The organism is Streptomyces sp. NPDC057939 (genome assembly GCF_042887545.1).
In the GTDB taxonomy this organism is placed as follows: Bacteria; Actinomycetota; Actinomycetes; order Streptomycetales; family Streptomycetaceae; genus Streptomyces.
This window is the reverse complement of sequence record NZ_JBHVPG010000006.1, coordinates 182387-196843: the sequence shown is the minus strand read 5'-3', so window position 1 is coordinate 196843 and position 14457 is coordinate 182387. Positions and strand designations below refer to the sequence as shown.

At 73.6% G+C, this 14457-nt stretch carries 15 protein-coding genes; 7 read left to right on the top strand and 8 right to left on the bottom strand.

Going from position 1 to position 14457, the window contains the following annotated elements; translation table 11 throughout:
• Window positions 1–37: 37 nt before the first annotated feature.
• From ACFVS6_RS10040 to ACFVS6_RS10020, 5 genes are all read right to left on the bottom strand, one after another.
• A complete protein-coding gene (locus ACFVS6_RS10040; protein WP_389702352.1) occupies window positions 38–1285 on the bottom strand; it encodes a methyltransferase domain-containing protein in 1248 nt (415 codons plus the stop codon).
• A gap of 291 nt (window positions 1286–1576) precedes the next feature.
• On the bottom strand, window positions 1577–2224 hold the full coding sequence (locus tag ACFVS6_RS10035; protein ID WP_389702351.1) for a DUF305 domain-containing protein: 648 nt from the start codon (window positions 2222–2224) through the stop codon (window positions 1577–1579).
• Window positions 2225–2378: 154 nt separating this feature from the next.
• Entirely contained in the window at window positions 2379–2819 is a 441-nt protein-coding gene (locus ACFVS6_RS10030) for a DUF6153 family protein (RefSeq protein ID WP_389702349.1), read from the bottom strand.
• Between the two features lie 61 nt (window positions 2820–2880).
• On the bottom strand, window positions 2881–3963 hold the full coding sequence (locus tag ACFVS6_RS10025; protein ID WP_389702347.1) for an NUDIX domain-containing protein: 1083 nt from the start codon (window positions 3961–3963) through the stop codon (window positions 2881–2883).
• Window positions 3964–4205: 242 nt separating this feature from the next.
• Window positions 4206–4832, bottom strand: a complete 627-nt coding sequence (locus tag ACFVS6_RS10020) for a LysE/ArgO family amino acid transporter (RefSeq protein ID WP_389702345.1) — start codon at window positions 4830–4832, stop codon at window positions 4206–4208.
• Window positions 4833–4901: 69 nt separating this feature from the next.
• Here ACFVS6_RS10020 and ACFVS6_RS10015 point away from each other — a divergent pair, with 69 nt between their 5' ends.
• The 3 genes from ACFVS6_RS10015 (at window position 4902) to corA (ending at window position 7454) form a co-directional block, all read left to right on the top strand.
• Window positions 4902–5831 carry a LysR family transcriptional regulator ArgP gene (locus ACFVS6_RS10015; RefSeq protein WP_389702511.1) on the top strand — a complete coding sequence of 310 codons (930 nt, stop codon included), beginning with the start codon at window positions 4902–4904 and terminating at the stop codon, window positions 5829–5831.
• A gap of 22 nt (window positions 5832–5853) precedes the next feature.
• Window positions 5854–6246 (top strand): molybdopterin-binding protein, encoded by a 393-nt coding sequence (locus ACFVS6_RS10010; protein WP_389702344.1) that lies wholly within the window; start codon window positions 5854–5856, stop codon window positions 6244–6246.
• Window positions 6247–6371: 125 nt separating this feature from the next.
• Complete coding sequence (gene corA / locus ACFVS6_RS10005; RefSeq protein ID WP_389702342.1) at window positions 6372–7454, top strand: magnesium/cobalt transporter CorA; 1083 nt, start codon at window positions 6372–6374, stop codon at window positions 7452–7454.
• 75 nt (window positions 7455–7529) lie between these two features.
• Here corA and ACFVS6_RS10000 read toward each other — a convergent pair whose 3' ends face one another.
• On the bottom strand, window positions 7530–8249 hold the full coding sequence (locus ACFVS6_RS10000) for an anti-sigma factor domain-containing protein (protein ID WP_389702340.1): 720 nt from the start codon (window positions 8247–8249) through the stop codon (window positions 7530–7532).
• Entirely contained in the window at window positions 8246–8833 is a 588-nt protein-coding gene (locus ACFVS6_RS09995; protein WP_389702338.1) for a sigma-70 family RNA polymerase sigma factor, read from the bottom strand. The genes ACFVS6_RS10000 and ACFVS6_RS09995 overlap by 4 nt, the downstream gene beginning before the upstream one ends.
• Before the next feature lie 246 nt (window positions 8834–9079).
• On the opposite strand from ACFVS6_RS09995, the gene ACFVS6_RS09990 reads away from it, so the two are divergent.
• The 4 genes from ACFVS6_RS09990 to ACFVS6_RS09975 all read left to right on the top strand — a co-directional run bounded on the left by ACFVS6_RS09990 (window position 9080) and on the right by ACFVS6_RS09975 (window position 13618).
• Entirely contained in the window at window positions 9080–9901 is an 822-nt protein-coding gene (locus tag ACFVS6_RS09990; protein ID WP_389702509.1) for a chitosanase, read from the top strand.
• 190 nt (window positions 9902–10091) lie between these two features.
• On the top strand, window positions 10092–10445 hold the full coding sequence (locus ACFVS6_RS09985) for a DUF805 domain-containing protein (RefSeq protein ID WP_389702336.1): 354 nt from the start codon (window positions 10092–10094) through the stop codon (window positions 10443–10445).
• Between the two features lie 267 nt (window positions 10446–10712).
• Window positions 10713–12932 (top strand): NADP-dependent isocitrate dehydrogenase, encoded by a 2220-nt coding sequence (locus ACFVS6_RS09980; protein WP_389702334.1) that lies wholly within the window; start codon window positions 10713–10715, stop codon window positions 12930–12932.
• A 140-nt stretch (window positions 12933–13072) separates the two neighbouring features.
• A complete protein-coding gene (locus ACFVS6_RS09975) occupies window positions 13073–13618 on the top strand; it encodes a GNAT family N-acetyltransferase (RefSeq protein ID WP_389702332.1) in 546 nt (181 codons plus the stop codon).
• 127 nt (window positions 13619–13745) lie between these two features.
• Here ACFVS6_RS09975 and ACFVS6_RS09970 read toward each other — a convergent pair whose 3' ends face one another.
• Window positions 13746–14390: a DUF4937 domain-containing protein gene (locus ACFVS6_RS09970; protein WP_389702507.1), complete on the bottom strand. Its 645-nt coding sequence runs from the start codon at window positions 14388–14390 to the stop codon at window positions 13746–13748.
• Window positions 14391–14457 lie beyond the last annotated feature (67 nt).

The window sequence follows — 14457 nt, the reverse complement described above, 5'->3', positions numbered from 1 at the left end:
CCGGACGGGCGACTCGGGTGGCGACGGACCACCCGGGTCAGTCGCGGGTGGCGCGCGCGAGGAAGTGGTCCGGGGCGTCGTCGTACGTGGCGGGCCGCCAGCCCGCCGCACGCAGGGCGGGCCACAGGTTGGCCTCGGCCAGCAGGTCGTCCGGGCCGGGCAGGCGCCCGTGCCGGGCCGCCCGCTCCGCCCGGCCCGAGGGATGGAACAGCAGCAGCGCGCCGTCGCGGGCGCTGACGCGCGCCCACTCCCGCAGCGCGGCGGCGGGATCCGGCAGGTGGTCGAGGAGTCCGGCGGTGAAGATGCCGTGCACCGAGGCCGTGGGCAGCGGGAGCCGGGTGCAGTCGGCGGCCAGGAGGTGCCCGTGCGAGGTCCGGCCGCGGCGGGCGGCGGCCGCCAACATCGCGGGGGTGACGTCGATGCCGAGGACGGTGCCGGCCGGGCCGACCCGGGCGCGCAGGGCGGGCATGGCCCGCCCCGTCCCGCAGCCGAGGTCCACGGCGCACTGGCCGGGCCGCAGCCCCAGCCGGGCGACGGCGGATTCGTACGCGGGCGTCTGGTGGGCGAAGCGGCCCTCCCAGGCGGCGGCCCGCCCGGTGAAGAAGGCCCGGGTGGCGGTGTGTTCGGCGCGCGAGGCGACCAGGGCGGCGAAGCGGCCCAGCAGCCGGTCCCGCCAGGGTGTGGCGGTGGGCGACGGGGCCCTGGCGCCGGTCGGGGCCCCGGGGAGGGGCCGGGTTCCGGTCACGGTTTCCGGCGTGAGGGAGAAGCGGATGCCCCAGGCGCTGCCCCCGAGGCGGAAGGCCTGCACCGGGTACCGGTCGGAGGAGGCCAGGACCACGGCCGCGTCCGGGAGGTCGACGGTCCGGCCGTGCCGGTGCAGCACCCGCTGCCGCCCGGGCGCGCCGCTGAACAGCGGGTCGGTGGCCGCCGCGACCCGCCGGTCCACCTCCGCCCAGCCGCTCGGGCCGCCCGGAACCGGGGTGGCCGTTCCGCCGGCCGCCACCGCGAGCAGCTCGGCGCCGCCGCAGATCCCGAGTACGGGCACCTCGGCGGCCAACGCCTCGCGCAGGAGGGCGAGCCCGGCGTCCGGTCCGGTGCCGTGGATCGGCGGGTCGGGTGGTGCGCCGCCGATGACCACGAGGGCGTCGATGCCGGTGAGTTCCCGCGGTACGGACTCCCCGTCGAGGGGGCGGACCGTCCGGGTGTCCAGTCCGGCCGACGCGAAGGCCGCGATGACCGGGGAGAGCTCCTCCTCCGGGACCTGCCGCACGATCACGACCGTCACCCAGCTCCTCCTCATATCCGAATGGAGACGGCCGATCGGAGCCGCATCCGCGCAAGGATGCACCGAAGTGCATCGCATATGCCAGACCCGGATCATGGGCTGAGATGCCGCGGCCGGTCGACCGACGACCCCTGCGGCGGAGCGGCCGGTTCCGGACGCGGAGCGAGCCGGTCCGCCGCGTCGGACCCAGGGCGATCGTGTGGAGACCGCTGCGGGCGCCCGACGGCCGAAATCCGGCGGGGACGCGGCCGGTCCGGGGACCGGCCGCGTCCGTCCGTTCACGGGGGAGGGTCAGCCGGTGCCGAGGAGCGACTTCATCCGGGCGATCTCGGCGCTCTGGGAGCCGATGATGGACCCGGCCATCTCCTTGGCCGGTCCGTACGCGCCGCCGGCCTGCTCGGTCCGGGCCATGGCCACGGCGCCCTCGTGGTGCTTGACCATCAGCTCCAGGAACGCCTTGTCGAAGGCGGCGCCGGAGCTCTTCGCCAGGCCGTCCATCTCCCCGGTCGTCATCATCCTGGCCATGTCGTGCCCGCCGTGCCCGGATCCCTCGGCGGGAACCTGCTCGCCCCAGGAGGTCAGCCAACCCGACAGGGTCCTGATCTCAGGGTCCTGGGCCTTCTCGATCTCCTCGGCGAGCTTCTTCACCTCGGCCGCACCCGCGCGGGTCGGCGCGAGCCGGGCCATCTCCAGGGCCTGCCGGTGGTGGGGGATCATCCCGAGGGCGAAAGCAGTGTCGGCGGCGTTGTGCTCGCCCTTGCGGGCGGTGGAACCGGCTCCGGCGGACGCGGAGGGCGTCACGGAGGCCGTGGCGGCGGAGCCGTGGCCGGCGTGGGCCGGGTCGCCGTCCCCGCCGCCGCAGGCGGTGAGGGCGAGGGCCGCGGCCGTGGCGGCGACGACGACGGACGTACGGTGCGACAGTGAACGTCGAGCGGTCATGGTGGTGGTGCTCCTGTGCTGCGGCACGCGCGCGAGGGCGTGCTCGGTGGATGGGGGCTCACGGGGCGGGGACACCGGCCACGGGGGCGGTCGTCGAGGACGACCGGGTCGTCGCGGGACGACGCGGCCCGGGGCCGGGCATGCCGGGGCAGCCCTATACGCGCAGGAGTTGGAGTTCGCTCAGTGAGGGAGGGGCGCGCCCGCAGGCCGTCGCCCCGATGAGGACGCCGAACGGGTCGGCCGTGGTGGCGCTGGTCCCGCCCGGCGCGGCGGCGGGCTCGGGCAGGACCGGCGCGCCGCTGGTGCCGGGGGCGGCGCAGGTGGCGTCCGCGTGCTCGGCGTGACCGCCCGGGCCGTCCTGCGGATCACCGGCGTGGACGCACGCGCACGGGTCGGCCGCCGCGTCCACCCTCGGGGTGCCGTGCCCGGAACCCCCGGGGCCCGGCGCGTGGGCCGGCGCGTGATGGGCGGCCACCGCGAGGGGGGCCGGGCCCAGGCCGTGCATGGCGACGAGGCCGGTCAGCACCGCCAGGACGAGCAGCAGGGAGGCGCGCAGACCGAAGGCGCCCTCCGCTCGCCCCGCCCACGTACGCATGTCGGCATCGTAGGCGGCGCCCCCGCGCGGCGCGACGCCGGGTCGGGACGCCGGCTGCCCGTCAGCCCGGCTGCACGCGCCGCCCGTCGTGGAGTTCCAGCGGCCCGGTGCCGTCCGCGAGGGCGTCGAGGCAGGCCTTGATCTGGCGGCGCAGCGAACCCTTGACGAGGCCGCGCAACTCCTTGCGGCGTACGGTCCGCCAGCGCACGAGCTCGTCGGGCGGCAGCCGGATCCCGGCGAGTTCGTCGGCGTCGAGGACGCCGCCGTCGTAGAGGAACCGGACCCGGGCCGGGTAGCCGGGGCGGTGCGACCAGTTGACGCCGAGGAGACGGCCGGGGGCGCGGTCCAGGCCGATCTCCTCGCGGACCTCCCGCGCGGCGGCCTCCCGGGGGGTTTCGCCGAGATCGCTGTCGACACCGCCGCCGGGGAGCAGCCAACGGTCCGGGGCCCCGTAGCCGGGCTGGACGAGGAGGATGCGGCCGTCCCCGTCGGTGAACAGGACGTTCGCCGCGGTGAGGGCCTTGGGGCGGGACGCGCGGTGCCCGGCCGCGTCGAACCGGCCCGCGTGCTCCAGGGCGGCGCGGTCGACCGGGTCGAGGCCGGCGGGGGAGCCCGGCTGGGGGACCCCGTCGGCCAGGTGCGCGAGGGATCCGGAGTACAGGGCGGCCAGCGCGGCGCGCAGCCGGGGTACGAGCCGCGCGGGGAGCTCGGCGGCGGCCTCCTCGGGCGTGAGCCAGTCGGCCCGGGTGACCTCGCCGTCCGGGAAGCCGAGGGCATCGGCCTCGGCGTCCGTGAGCGGGCCGACGAGGTGCACGTGCGCCACGAGGGAGCGGCCCTGGGCGCCCGGCGGACAGGAGTCGACGGCCAGCAACCGGCCCACCGGGACGGTGAGGCCGAGCTCCTCCTTCAGCTCCCGGGCCAGCCCCTGTTCCGGGGTCTCGGTGTCCTCGACGGAGCCGCCGGGCAGTTCGAGGTCCTCCTTGTACGAGGTGGTCAGCACGAGGACCCTCCCGCGGGAGTCCAGGACGATGCCGGTGGCGGCCAGGAGGGGCGAGGGCAGGTGCGCGTAGTGGGCGCGCACGGACTCGGACGAACGCCGGGGCGCCGGGGAGGGGGCCGGATTCGAGGACGGGCGGTCGTGCACGGCTGCTGCTCCTGGGATCGCGCGGGGCGCGGCGGGTCCGCGCATCGGTACATCACCAGTACCTACCGCATCGGTGCCGCGGCGCCGCCGGCGGCCGGCCGGGAGTCCCGGAACGGCCCCGGCGGACGGGAGCGGTGACGGCGGACGGGATCGGCCCCGGCGGACCGGAACGGCCCCGGCGAACCGGAACGGTGATGGCGGACCGGAGCGGTGACGACCGCGGAGGGCGGCGCGGTACGGCCTCAGGCCCGCGCGAGCAGCATTCCGCCCATCGTGACCATCGTCGCGGCGACCAGTCCGTCCAGCGCCCGCCAGGCGCTTGGCCTCGACAGCGGACGGCTGAGGAGCCGGGAGCCGTAGCCGAGCGCCCCGAACCAGGTCAGGCTGGCAACCATCGCGCCGGTACCGAAGGCCCAGCGCAGGTCGCCGCGCTCCGCCGCCAGGGAGCCGACCAGGAGGACGGTGTCCAGGTAGACGTGCGGGTTGAGCCAGGTCATGGCCAGGCAGGTCAGCACCGCCGCGCGGGCCGATCCGGTGGAGGCGCCGCCGCCCGTTCCGAGGGCCGCGCCCGGGTCGGGGCGCAGCACCCGGCGGGCGGCGAGCAGTCCGTAGCAGATCAGGAACGTGCCGCCGGCGATCCCGACCGCCGTCAGGGCGGCCGGCCAGGCGGTGACGAAAGCCCCGACCCCGGCCACGCCCAGGGCTATCAGGAGGGCGTCCGACACGGCGCAGATGGCGACGACGGGGAACACGGCGTGCCGGCGCGCGCCTTGGCGCAGGACGAAGGCGTTCTGCGCGCCGATGGCCACGATGAGGGAGAGGCCGGTGCCGAAGCCGGCCAGGGCTGCTGTGGTGATGCCGTGGTTCATGTGAGCGACGGTAGGCAGCGGCGCGGCGTCAGTACAGCTAAAGATTTTTACGTACCCTTAGCGTTCGTGATGGATGAACTTCCCCTCGAACAGGTACGGACCCTCCTCGCGGTGGTCGACGAGGGCACTTTCGACGCGGCGGCCACGGCCCTGCACGTGACGCCGTCCGCCGTCAGCCAGCGCGTGAAGGCCCTGGAACAGCGCACCGGCCGGGTCCTGCTCATGCGGACGAAGCCCGTGCGACCCACCGAGTCCGGGGAAGTGGTCATCCGGTTCGCCCGGCAGCTGGCCCGGCTGGAACGCGACGCCCGCGCCGAACTGGGGATGGGGATGGCCGACGGGCAGGGCCCGATCCGCCTGCCGATCGCGGTCAACGCGGACTCGCTGGCCACCTGGTTCCTGCCCGCGCTGACGCGGGTGCCGCAGGACCCGCCGGTCTGCTTCGAGCTGTACCGGGAGGACGAGGCACACACGACGGCGCTGCTGCGGGAGGGACAGGTGATGGCCGCCGTCACCTCCTCGCCCGACCCGGTCGCGGGGTGCACCGTACGGACCCTGGGCCTGGCCCGCTACCTCCCCGTGGCGAGCCCCGCCTTCGTCGCCCGACACCTGACGGGCGCGCGGGCACGGGACCTCGGCGGGGCGCCGGTGATCGTCTTCGACCGGCGCGACGAGCTCCAGGACGGCTACGTGCGCACGTTGACGGGGGGCTTCGCCGGGGCCTCGGCCGCACGCCATCAGATCCCGACCTCGGAGGGGTTCCGCGACGCGGTGGTCGCCGGACTCGGGTGGGGCCTGGTCCCCGAGCCGCAGGCCCTGCCCCTGCTGGGGACGGGTGCGCTGGTGCCGCTGGAACCCGCGCCGCCGTTGGACGTCCCGCTGTACTGGCAACAGTGGAAGTTGGACTCGCCGGCGCTGGCCGCGGTCGCGTCGATCGTCGCGCAGGCCGCCCTGGAATCCCTGCTCCCGCCGGACGGCGCGAGGCGGAGGGGAGTTTGACGACAGGCCCTAGGCTTCCGGCATGGAGTCCTACACGATCGGCCAGGCCGCCCGGCTGCTGGGCGTCAGCGTCGACACCGCCCGCCGGTGGGCCGACGCCGACCGGTTCCCCACCCGGCGCGAGGGAACCCGGCGCATGGTGGACGGGCCGGACCTGGCCGCGTTCTGCGTGGAAGCCGCGCAGGACGGCACGGAGGGCGAGGAGGCCGCGTCCACCTCGGTGCGCAACTCCTTCCCGGGCATCGTCACCGGCGTACTGCTCGGCACCGTCGACGCCCAGGTCGAGATCCAGGCCGGACCGCACCGGATCGTGTCCCTCCTCACCCGGGAGGCGGTCGAGGAACTGGGCCTGGAGGTGGGCGCCCGGGCCACCGCCCGGGTCAAGTCCACCAGCGTCTTCGTGGACCGCGGCTGACCGACGGGCCGCCGGCCGGCGCGGGGCCCCGGTTCGTGGGGCGCCGGACGCGGGGCTGCGCCGAGGTCGGCCGTGACGGTGGCAGACTGGCCGCTGATCCGCCGAAGGGGAGTACGCCGTTGTCCATGTTCAGCAGCCTGCGCCGGGCCGTGCGCCGCGGCTACCGGCGGGCCGTCGACCTCAGCCACCCCGCCCGCTCCCCGCTCGGCAGCGCCGTCGTCAACTGCGTGGTCTACCTCGACGGCATCCGTCAGGACGGCTGCGCGGAGGCCGACGAGGCCCTGCGCCGGGTCCGCAAGGCGGGCGACGGATTCGTGTGGATCGGCCTCCACGAACCCTCCCAGGAGGAGCTCGCCGGGCTGGCCGGTCTCTTCGGCCTGCACCCGCTCGCCGTCGAGGACGCCGTCAACGCGCACCAGCGGCCCAAGGTGGAGCGCTACGACGACACCCTCTTCGCCGTGTTCAAGACCGTCCGCTACGTCGAGCACGAGGAACTGACCGCGACCAGCGAGGTCGTCGAGACCGGCGAGATGATGGCCTTCGTCGGTACGGACTTCGTCATCACCATCCGGCACGGCGGGCGCGGCACCCTCGGCCCCGTCCGCGAAGCGCTCGAAGCGGAGCCGGAGCAGTTGGCGAAGGGCCCGGCGGCGGTGCTCCACGCCATGGCGGACCACGTCGTCGACGACTACGTGGCCGTCACGGACGCGGTGCAGAGCGACATGGACGCCGTGGAGACGGCGGTGTTCAGCGAGCACGGCGGCCGGGGCGACGCGGGCCGCATCTACCAGCTCAAGCGGGAACTCCTCGAACTGCGGCGGGCGGTGGCCCCGCTGGGCCGGCCGCTCGAACAGCTGGCCACGCAGCCGATACCGGTCATCCCGCCGGAGATCCGCGCCTACTTCCGTGACGTGGCCGACCACCTGACGCGCGCCACCGAGCAGATCGGCGCCTACGACGGCCTCCTGGACTCCATCCTCCAGGCGCACCTCGCGCAGGTGACGGTCGCCCAGAACGAGGACATGCGCAAGATCACCGCCTGGGCGGCGATCGTCGCCGTCCCCACGATGGTCTGCGGGGTCTACGGCATGAACTTCGACCACATGCCCGAGCTGCGCTGGACCTACGGCTACCCGCTGGTCCTCGGCGTCATGGCCGTCGCCTGCTTCGTCATCCACCGCGGCTTCCGGCGCAACGGCTGGCTCTGACGGAGCCGCCGGCCCCGCGGGGCGGCAGGGGAGCCCGCCGGAGCGGGGCCCCGGAGGCCCCGCCCCGCGGCCGGCTCAGCGGCCCAGGGCCAGCAGCATCAGCGGCGGGGTGGTCGGCTGCGCCGATCCGCCCGACGGCTCCAGGGTCAGGCCGACCGCCGTCGCGCCCCCCACGGGGCCCGTCAACACGGCCGCGCCGTCCGCGCGGACCAGCCCGGCGGGCCGCATCACCGACCCGTCGGCGAACCACAGCTGGTACGTCCGTCCCGCCGGAGCGGCGGGCAGCCCGGAACTGACGAAGGCCGCCCGGTCGCGCGACGCGGACACCACCACCTTCCCCGTCATGCCGGACCCGGGGCGGGTGCTCACCGTACGGGCGTCCGGGGCGGAGAGCACCGCGGTCAGGTCCTGGAGGGCGATCGCCGTCCGCTGCGCCTGCTCGTGTTCGCGCAGCGCCGCCCCGCCGAGGGCCAGCGCCCCCGCCAGGCAGGCCGCGAGGGCCAGCGGCAGGGCCCGGCGGCGCAGCGCCACGATGCTCCGCCGCGCCGGGGGTTGCTGGCGCACCCCGTCGATGCGGGCGAGGACCGTTCGCCGCATCCCGGGCGGGGCGGGCAGGGCGACCGCGGAACCGAGCCGGGCCGCCGTCGCCGAGAACTCCCGTACGTCCTGGGTGCACAGCGCGCAACGTTCCAGGTGCCGTTCGAAGGCGTCCCGTTCGCCGGGGTCGAGCGCGTTCAGGGCGTAGGCCCCGGAGAGCGCGTGGAGCTGTTCCGAGTCGGTGCCGGTGCGGCTCATGCCGTGACCCCCATGCAGTCGCGCAGCCGGATCAGTCCGTCGCGCAGCCGAGTCTTGACCGTGGGTAGCGGGGTGTTCAGCGTCTCGGCCACCTCGCGGTAGGTCAGGCCGCCGTAGTAGGCCAGGTTCACGGCCTGCCGTTGCAGGTCGGTCAGGCCGCGCACGCAGCGCCGTACCTGCTCGCTTTCGAGCCGGGTCTCCACCTGTTCGCTCACCTCGTCGTACGGGCGGGCGTGCTCGCGCGACGCGGTGTCCTGTTCGCGGGCCGTCGCGGCCTGCGCGGAACGCACCCGGTCCACGGCGCGGCGGTGCGCGATCGTCAGCACCCAGGTCATGACGCCGCCCTTGTCCGGTCGATAGCGCGGGGCCTGCCGCCAGACCTCGATCAACACCTCCTGGGCGACCTCCTCGGACTGCGCCCGGTCCCGCAGCACCTTGACGACGATGCCGTGCACGGGGCCCGCGATCACGTCGTACAGCGCGGCGAAGGCGTCCTGGTCACCGCGCGCGACCAGCTCCATCAGGGCCGGGAGGTCGGGGGCGGACCGTTCCTGCGGGGCGCCGAAGGGGATGGACTGCCTCACGCCCCTCCCCTCCGCCCGTGCCGTGCGGGGCGCGGTCGCGTTCGGGTCATGGCGGGTCCTCCGGGTGGCTGACGGCGGCGGTCATGAAGGACTTCGGAGCCGGGGCGCGTGCGGATTGGTTTCTTCCGCAGATGGTCCGCAGGGGGTGTCGGCGCCCTCGGATATCTGGTAGGAAAGTTTCCTAACGGAATCGGGAAGCCTCAACCACCGTACGGAGGCCTTGTGTTCACCCCTCACCGCAAGACGATGACGATCGGCGCCCTGCTCGGCGCGGCCCTGCTCACGGCCCCGGTCGCGGCGCACGCCACCGCGACCCCGGCGTCCGCACCCGCCCCCGCGACGGCCGTGGCGACCGCCGCCACGGGGCTCGACGACCCGGCGAAGAAGGACATCGCCATGCGGATCGTCTCCAGCGCCGAGAACTCCTCGCTGGACTGGCAGGCGCAGTACAAGTACATCGAGGACATAGGCGACGGTCGCGGCTACACCGCCGGGATCATCGGCTTCTGCTCCGGCACCGGCGACATGCTCGACCTCGTCGAGCACTACACCCAGGTCAAGCCGGGCAACGTGCTCGCCAAGTACCTGCCGGCCCTGCGCGCCGTCGACGGCAGCGACTCGCACGCGGGCCTCGACCCCAACTTCACCAAGGACTGGGCCAGGGCGGCGCAGGACGCCGAGTTCAAGAAGGCCCAGGACCACGAGCGCGACCGGGTCTACTTCAACCCGTCGGTCAAGCAGGGCAAGACGGACGGCGTCGGAACCCTCGGCCAGTTCATCTACTACGACGCCATCGTCATGCACGGGGACGGCACCGACTCCACCAGCTTCCGCAACATCCGCAAGCGCGCCCTCACCAAGGCCAAGCCCCCGGCCCAGGGGGGCAACGAGACGACCTGGCTCAACGCCTTCCTCGACGCCCGCGTCCGGGCGATGAAGCAGGAGGAGGCGCACAGCGACACCAGCCGCGTCGACACCGCCCAACGCGTCTTCCTGAAGAAGGGCAACCTGAACCTCAACACCCCGCTCGACTGGAAGGTCTACGGAGACCCCTTCCACATCGGCTGAGCCGCCACCCGAGCCACCTCCGCACCACCCGCCCCGGCCGCCGAAGGTTGTCCCAACTCCCTTCGAAACCAAGGGTGGTGGCCAAATTTTGCTCCCCGGAAGTGGCTTGGGTGCATCGCCCCGAGGGCATAAATCCGGCCCGGCCCCTTCCGGTGGGCGGGGCCGTCGATGCCGTCCTTAGGGGGGACTCGTGAACTACTACGTCGACGTCATCAAGCGCTACGCGGACTTCAACGGCCGATCGCGCCGCCAGGAATACTGGATGTTCGTCCTGTGCACCATCCCGGTCGTCATCGTCCTGACGGTCATCGACTTCGCCCTGGGCAGCTACCCGGTCATCACCTGGATCTACACCCTGGCCGTGTTCCTTCCCACGCTGGGCCTCAGCGTCCGGCGGCTGCACGACACCGGCAGGTCCGGATGGTGGTACCTGGTCGGCCTGATCCCGTTCGTCGGCTGGATCTGGATGATCGTCCTCATGGCCACCGAGGGCGACGCCGGACCCAACGTGTACGGCGCGAGCCCCAAGCAGATCCACGCCTGAACGACCCGCTCTCCCGGCGCCGCCGCCGACCGGTCACGGTCGACGGCGGCGCCTTCGTCGCTCCGCGGCCCGTCCGCAGCCGTTCCGGAGCCGTTCGGCGGCGCTCAGCGGCGGTTCCGCCCCCGTTCCGTCCCCGTTCCTTCCGAAGGTGATACGCGTCTCGTCCGACTTGGGGCAGGGGGCTGTCCAGGCCGGCCCGATCACGAGATATCTTGATGTCGAGCAATGTTGCAGACGAGAGACGCAGACTGTGGAGCGGAGCATCCGGTGACTGACTCGACCATCATCTACACGCACACTGACGAGGCCCCGGCCCTCGCGACGTATTCGTTCCTGCCTGTGATCCAGGCGTACGCGTCGACGGCCGGTGTGAATGTCGAGACCCGTGACATCTCCCTGGCCGGTCGGATCATCGCCAGCTTCCCCGAGCACCTTGAGGAGAGCCAGCGGATCGCCGACGCCCTCGCCGAGCTCGGCGAACTGGCGAAGACCCCCGAAGCCAACATCATCAAGCTTCCCAACATCTCGGCCTCGATCCCGCAGCTGAAGGCCGCGGTCGTCGAGCTCCAGGCCCAGGGCTACGCCCTTCCGGACTACCCGGACGACCCGAAGACCGACGAGGAGCGCGAGATCCGCGCCCGCTACGACAAGGTCAAGGGCAGCGCCGTCAACCCGGTCCTGCGCGAGGGCAACTCCGACCGCCGCGCCCCCGCCTCGGTGAAGAACTACGCCAAGGCCCACCCGCACCGCATGGGCGCCTGGACCTCCGAGTCGAAGACGAACGTCGCCACCATGGGCGCGAACGACTTCCGCTCCACCGAGAAGTCCACCGTGATCTCCGAGGCCGGCACCCTGCGCATCGAGCACGTCGCCGCCGACGGCACCACCACCGTGCTGCGCGAGTCCGTACCGGTCCTCGCCGGTGAGGTCGTGGACGCGTCCGTCCTGCACGTCGACGCCCTGCGCACCTTCCTCAACGACCAGATCGAGCGTGCCAAGGCCGAGGACGTCCTGTTCTCCGTGCACCTCAAGGCCACGATGATGAAGGTCTCCGACCCGATCATCTTCGGTCACGTGGTCCGCGCCTTCCTCCCGAAGACCTTCGCGCGCTACGGCGAGACCCTCGCGGCCGCCGGCCTGTCCCCGAACGACGGCCTCGGCGCCGTCCTGAACGGCCTGGCCGCCCTGCCCGACGGCGACGCGATCAAGGCCTCGATCGACGCCGAGATCGCCGAGGGCCCGGCCCTCGCCATGGTCGACTCCGACAAGGGCATCACGAACCTGCACGTCCCGTCCGACGTCATCGTCGACGCCTCGATGCCGGCCATGATCCGCACCTCCGGCCACATGTGGGGCCCGGACGGCGCCGAGGCCGACACCCTCGCCGTCCTCCCGGACAGCAGCTACGCCGGTGTCTACCAGGCAGTCGTCGACGACTGCCGCGCCAACGGCGCCTACGACCCGTCCACGATGGGCTCGGTGCCGAACGTCGGCCTCATGGCCCAGAAGGCCGAGGAGTACGGCAGCCACGACAAGACCTTCGAGATCGCCGCAGCGGGCACCGTCCGCCTCGTCGACGCCGCGGGCAACACGGTCCTGGAGCAGGACGTCGCCAAGGGCGACATCTTCCGCGCCTGCCAGACCAAGGACGCGCCGATCCAGGACTGGGTCAAGCTCGCCGTCACCCGCGCCCGCGCCACCGGCGTCCCGGCCGTCTTCTGGCTGGACGAGGGCCGCGCCCACGACGCGCAGCTGATCGCCAAGGTCAAGACGTACCTCGCCGACCACGACACCGACGGTCTCACCATCGAGATCCTGTCCCCGGTCGAGGCCACCGCGTACTCCCTGGAGCGCATCCGCCGCGGCGAGGACACCATCTCCGTCACCGGCAACGTGCTGCGCGACTACCTGACCGACCTCTTCCCGATCCTGGAGCTGGGCACCAGCGCCAAGATGCTGTCGGTCGTCCCGCTGATGAACGGCGGCGGACTCTTCGAGACCGGCGCCGGCGGCTCCGCCCCGAAGCACGTCCAGCAGCTCGTCAAGGAGAACTACCTGCGCTGGGACTCCCTCGGTGAGTTCCTCGCGCTGGCCGTCTCCTTCGAGCACCTCGCGACCACCACCGGCAACGCCCGCGCCCAGGTGCTGGCCGACACCCTGGACCGCGCCACCGGCACCTTCCTCAACGAGGACAAGTCGCCGAGCCGCAAGCTGGGCGGCATCGACAACCGCGGCAGCCACTTCTACCTCGCCCTGTACTGGGCGCAGGAGCTGGCCAAGCAGACCGACGACGCCGAGCTGGCCGCCGCGTTCGGCGCCCTCGCCAAGACGCTGGCCGAGCAGGAGCAGACCATCGTCGACGAGCTCATCGCCGTCCAGGGCTCCCCGGCCGACATCGGCGGGTACTTCCAGCCCGATGCCGCCAAGGCCGCGGCGATCATGCGGCCGTCCGCGACCCTGAACCAGGCGCTCTCGATCCTGGGCTGAGTCCGGATCCCGGCTCACCCCGGGACCCCCGCACACGGAACCGCCCCGGCCGGCACCACGCCCGGCCGGGGCGGACCCGTACCCGCCGCGCCCCGCAAACCCGGTTGTGGACCGGAGGGTCCTGCGGCTAGTAAGACCGGATGATCCGAGGAAAGCTGACCGGGCTGCGCGCCCGGCTCCCCGAAGACGTACCCGTGCTCCACGCGGAGCTCCACGAGGACGTCGCGACCCGCTCGCGCGCCGACTCCCGGCCCTGGCGCCCGCTGAGCGCCTCCGGCGGACACTCCCCGTACGAACCGGCCGCGCCCACCGACGACGCGGTGGTCTTCTCCGTCGTCGACCTGGCCTCGGGCGAACTGGCGGGCGACGCCCTCCTGTGGGGCATCGACACCCACAACCGCGGCGCGCACCTCGGGATCTCGCTGCGCCCGGGCTGTCGCGGCCGGGGATTCGGCGCCGAGGTCGTACAACTGCTGTGCCGGTACGGGTTCACCGTGCGCGGACTGCACCGGCTCCAGGTCGACACCCTCGCCGACAACGCGGCGATGATCGGCGCCGCCCTGCGGTCCGGCTTCGTCCTGGAGGGGACGCTACGACGCTCCGCGTGGGTGAGCGGTGCCTTCGTCGACGAGGTGATCCTCGGGCTGCCGGCCGAGGAGTGGCGGCCCGAGCCCCGGCAACCGTGACACCCGGCAGGGAATCGGCGCCCCCGGGCCCCGGATCCCGCGCCGGCGCGCCCTCCCGCGCCTCCGGGTCCGCGGGCCGTCCCCCCCTCGCCCCGCCGCTGCGGTCCCGGGACGCCCGCCCGACGGATCAGCGGTGGGCGGCGGCCACCACGCACCAGTCCCGTTCCAGGGGTATGAGGTGCCCGGTCATCGAGCGGAGCTGGTCGGATGGCCTGGCGCGAGCGCGCAGCGCCGGGAAGTGCGCCGTGCGGTAGCGGTCGTGAGCGGTGAGGTCGGACCAGAGGGTGGTGACCAGGTACCGGTCCGGGGCGAGTCGGGTGACCACTCCCGCCCGCATACCGCCCGCCGCGGCCATGCCCGGTCCCCATACGCGGCGCTGCGCGTCCAGGAAGCGTTCCGCCCGGCCCGGCAGCACCCGGCAGTCGGCGACCCGCAGCAGTCCCGCGCCCTCGAAGGCGCGGCGCAGGTCCGCCGCCTCGCCGGCCATTTCGAGGACGGTCCCACCCGTGGCGGTCTCGATCGCGCTGTAGGAGGCGCCGCCCCGGCCGCTCAGGGCGGCCACCTCGTCGTGCCGCTCACGCATGAAGCGTGCGTAGGACTCGGAGTCGCTCCACAGCCCCAGGATCCGGGCTTCACCGGTTTCCCGGTCCCAACCGCCCACCTGCCCGATCAGACCTTCTTCGTCACCGATCGCCGCCCAGGCCCGCTGAGCGGACCCGAACCTGCCCCGCGCCGCCACCGGCACCGTGCAACCGATCCACTTTCCCCACATGCGCAACCGCCCCCCTCGATGGTCGAGCCGACCCCACGATCATCGCGCTCGGCCCCCGGTGGGCGTC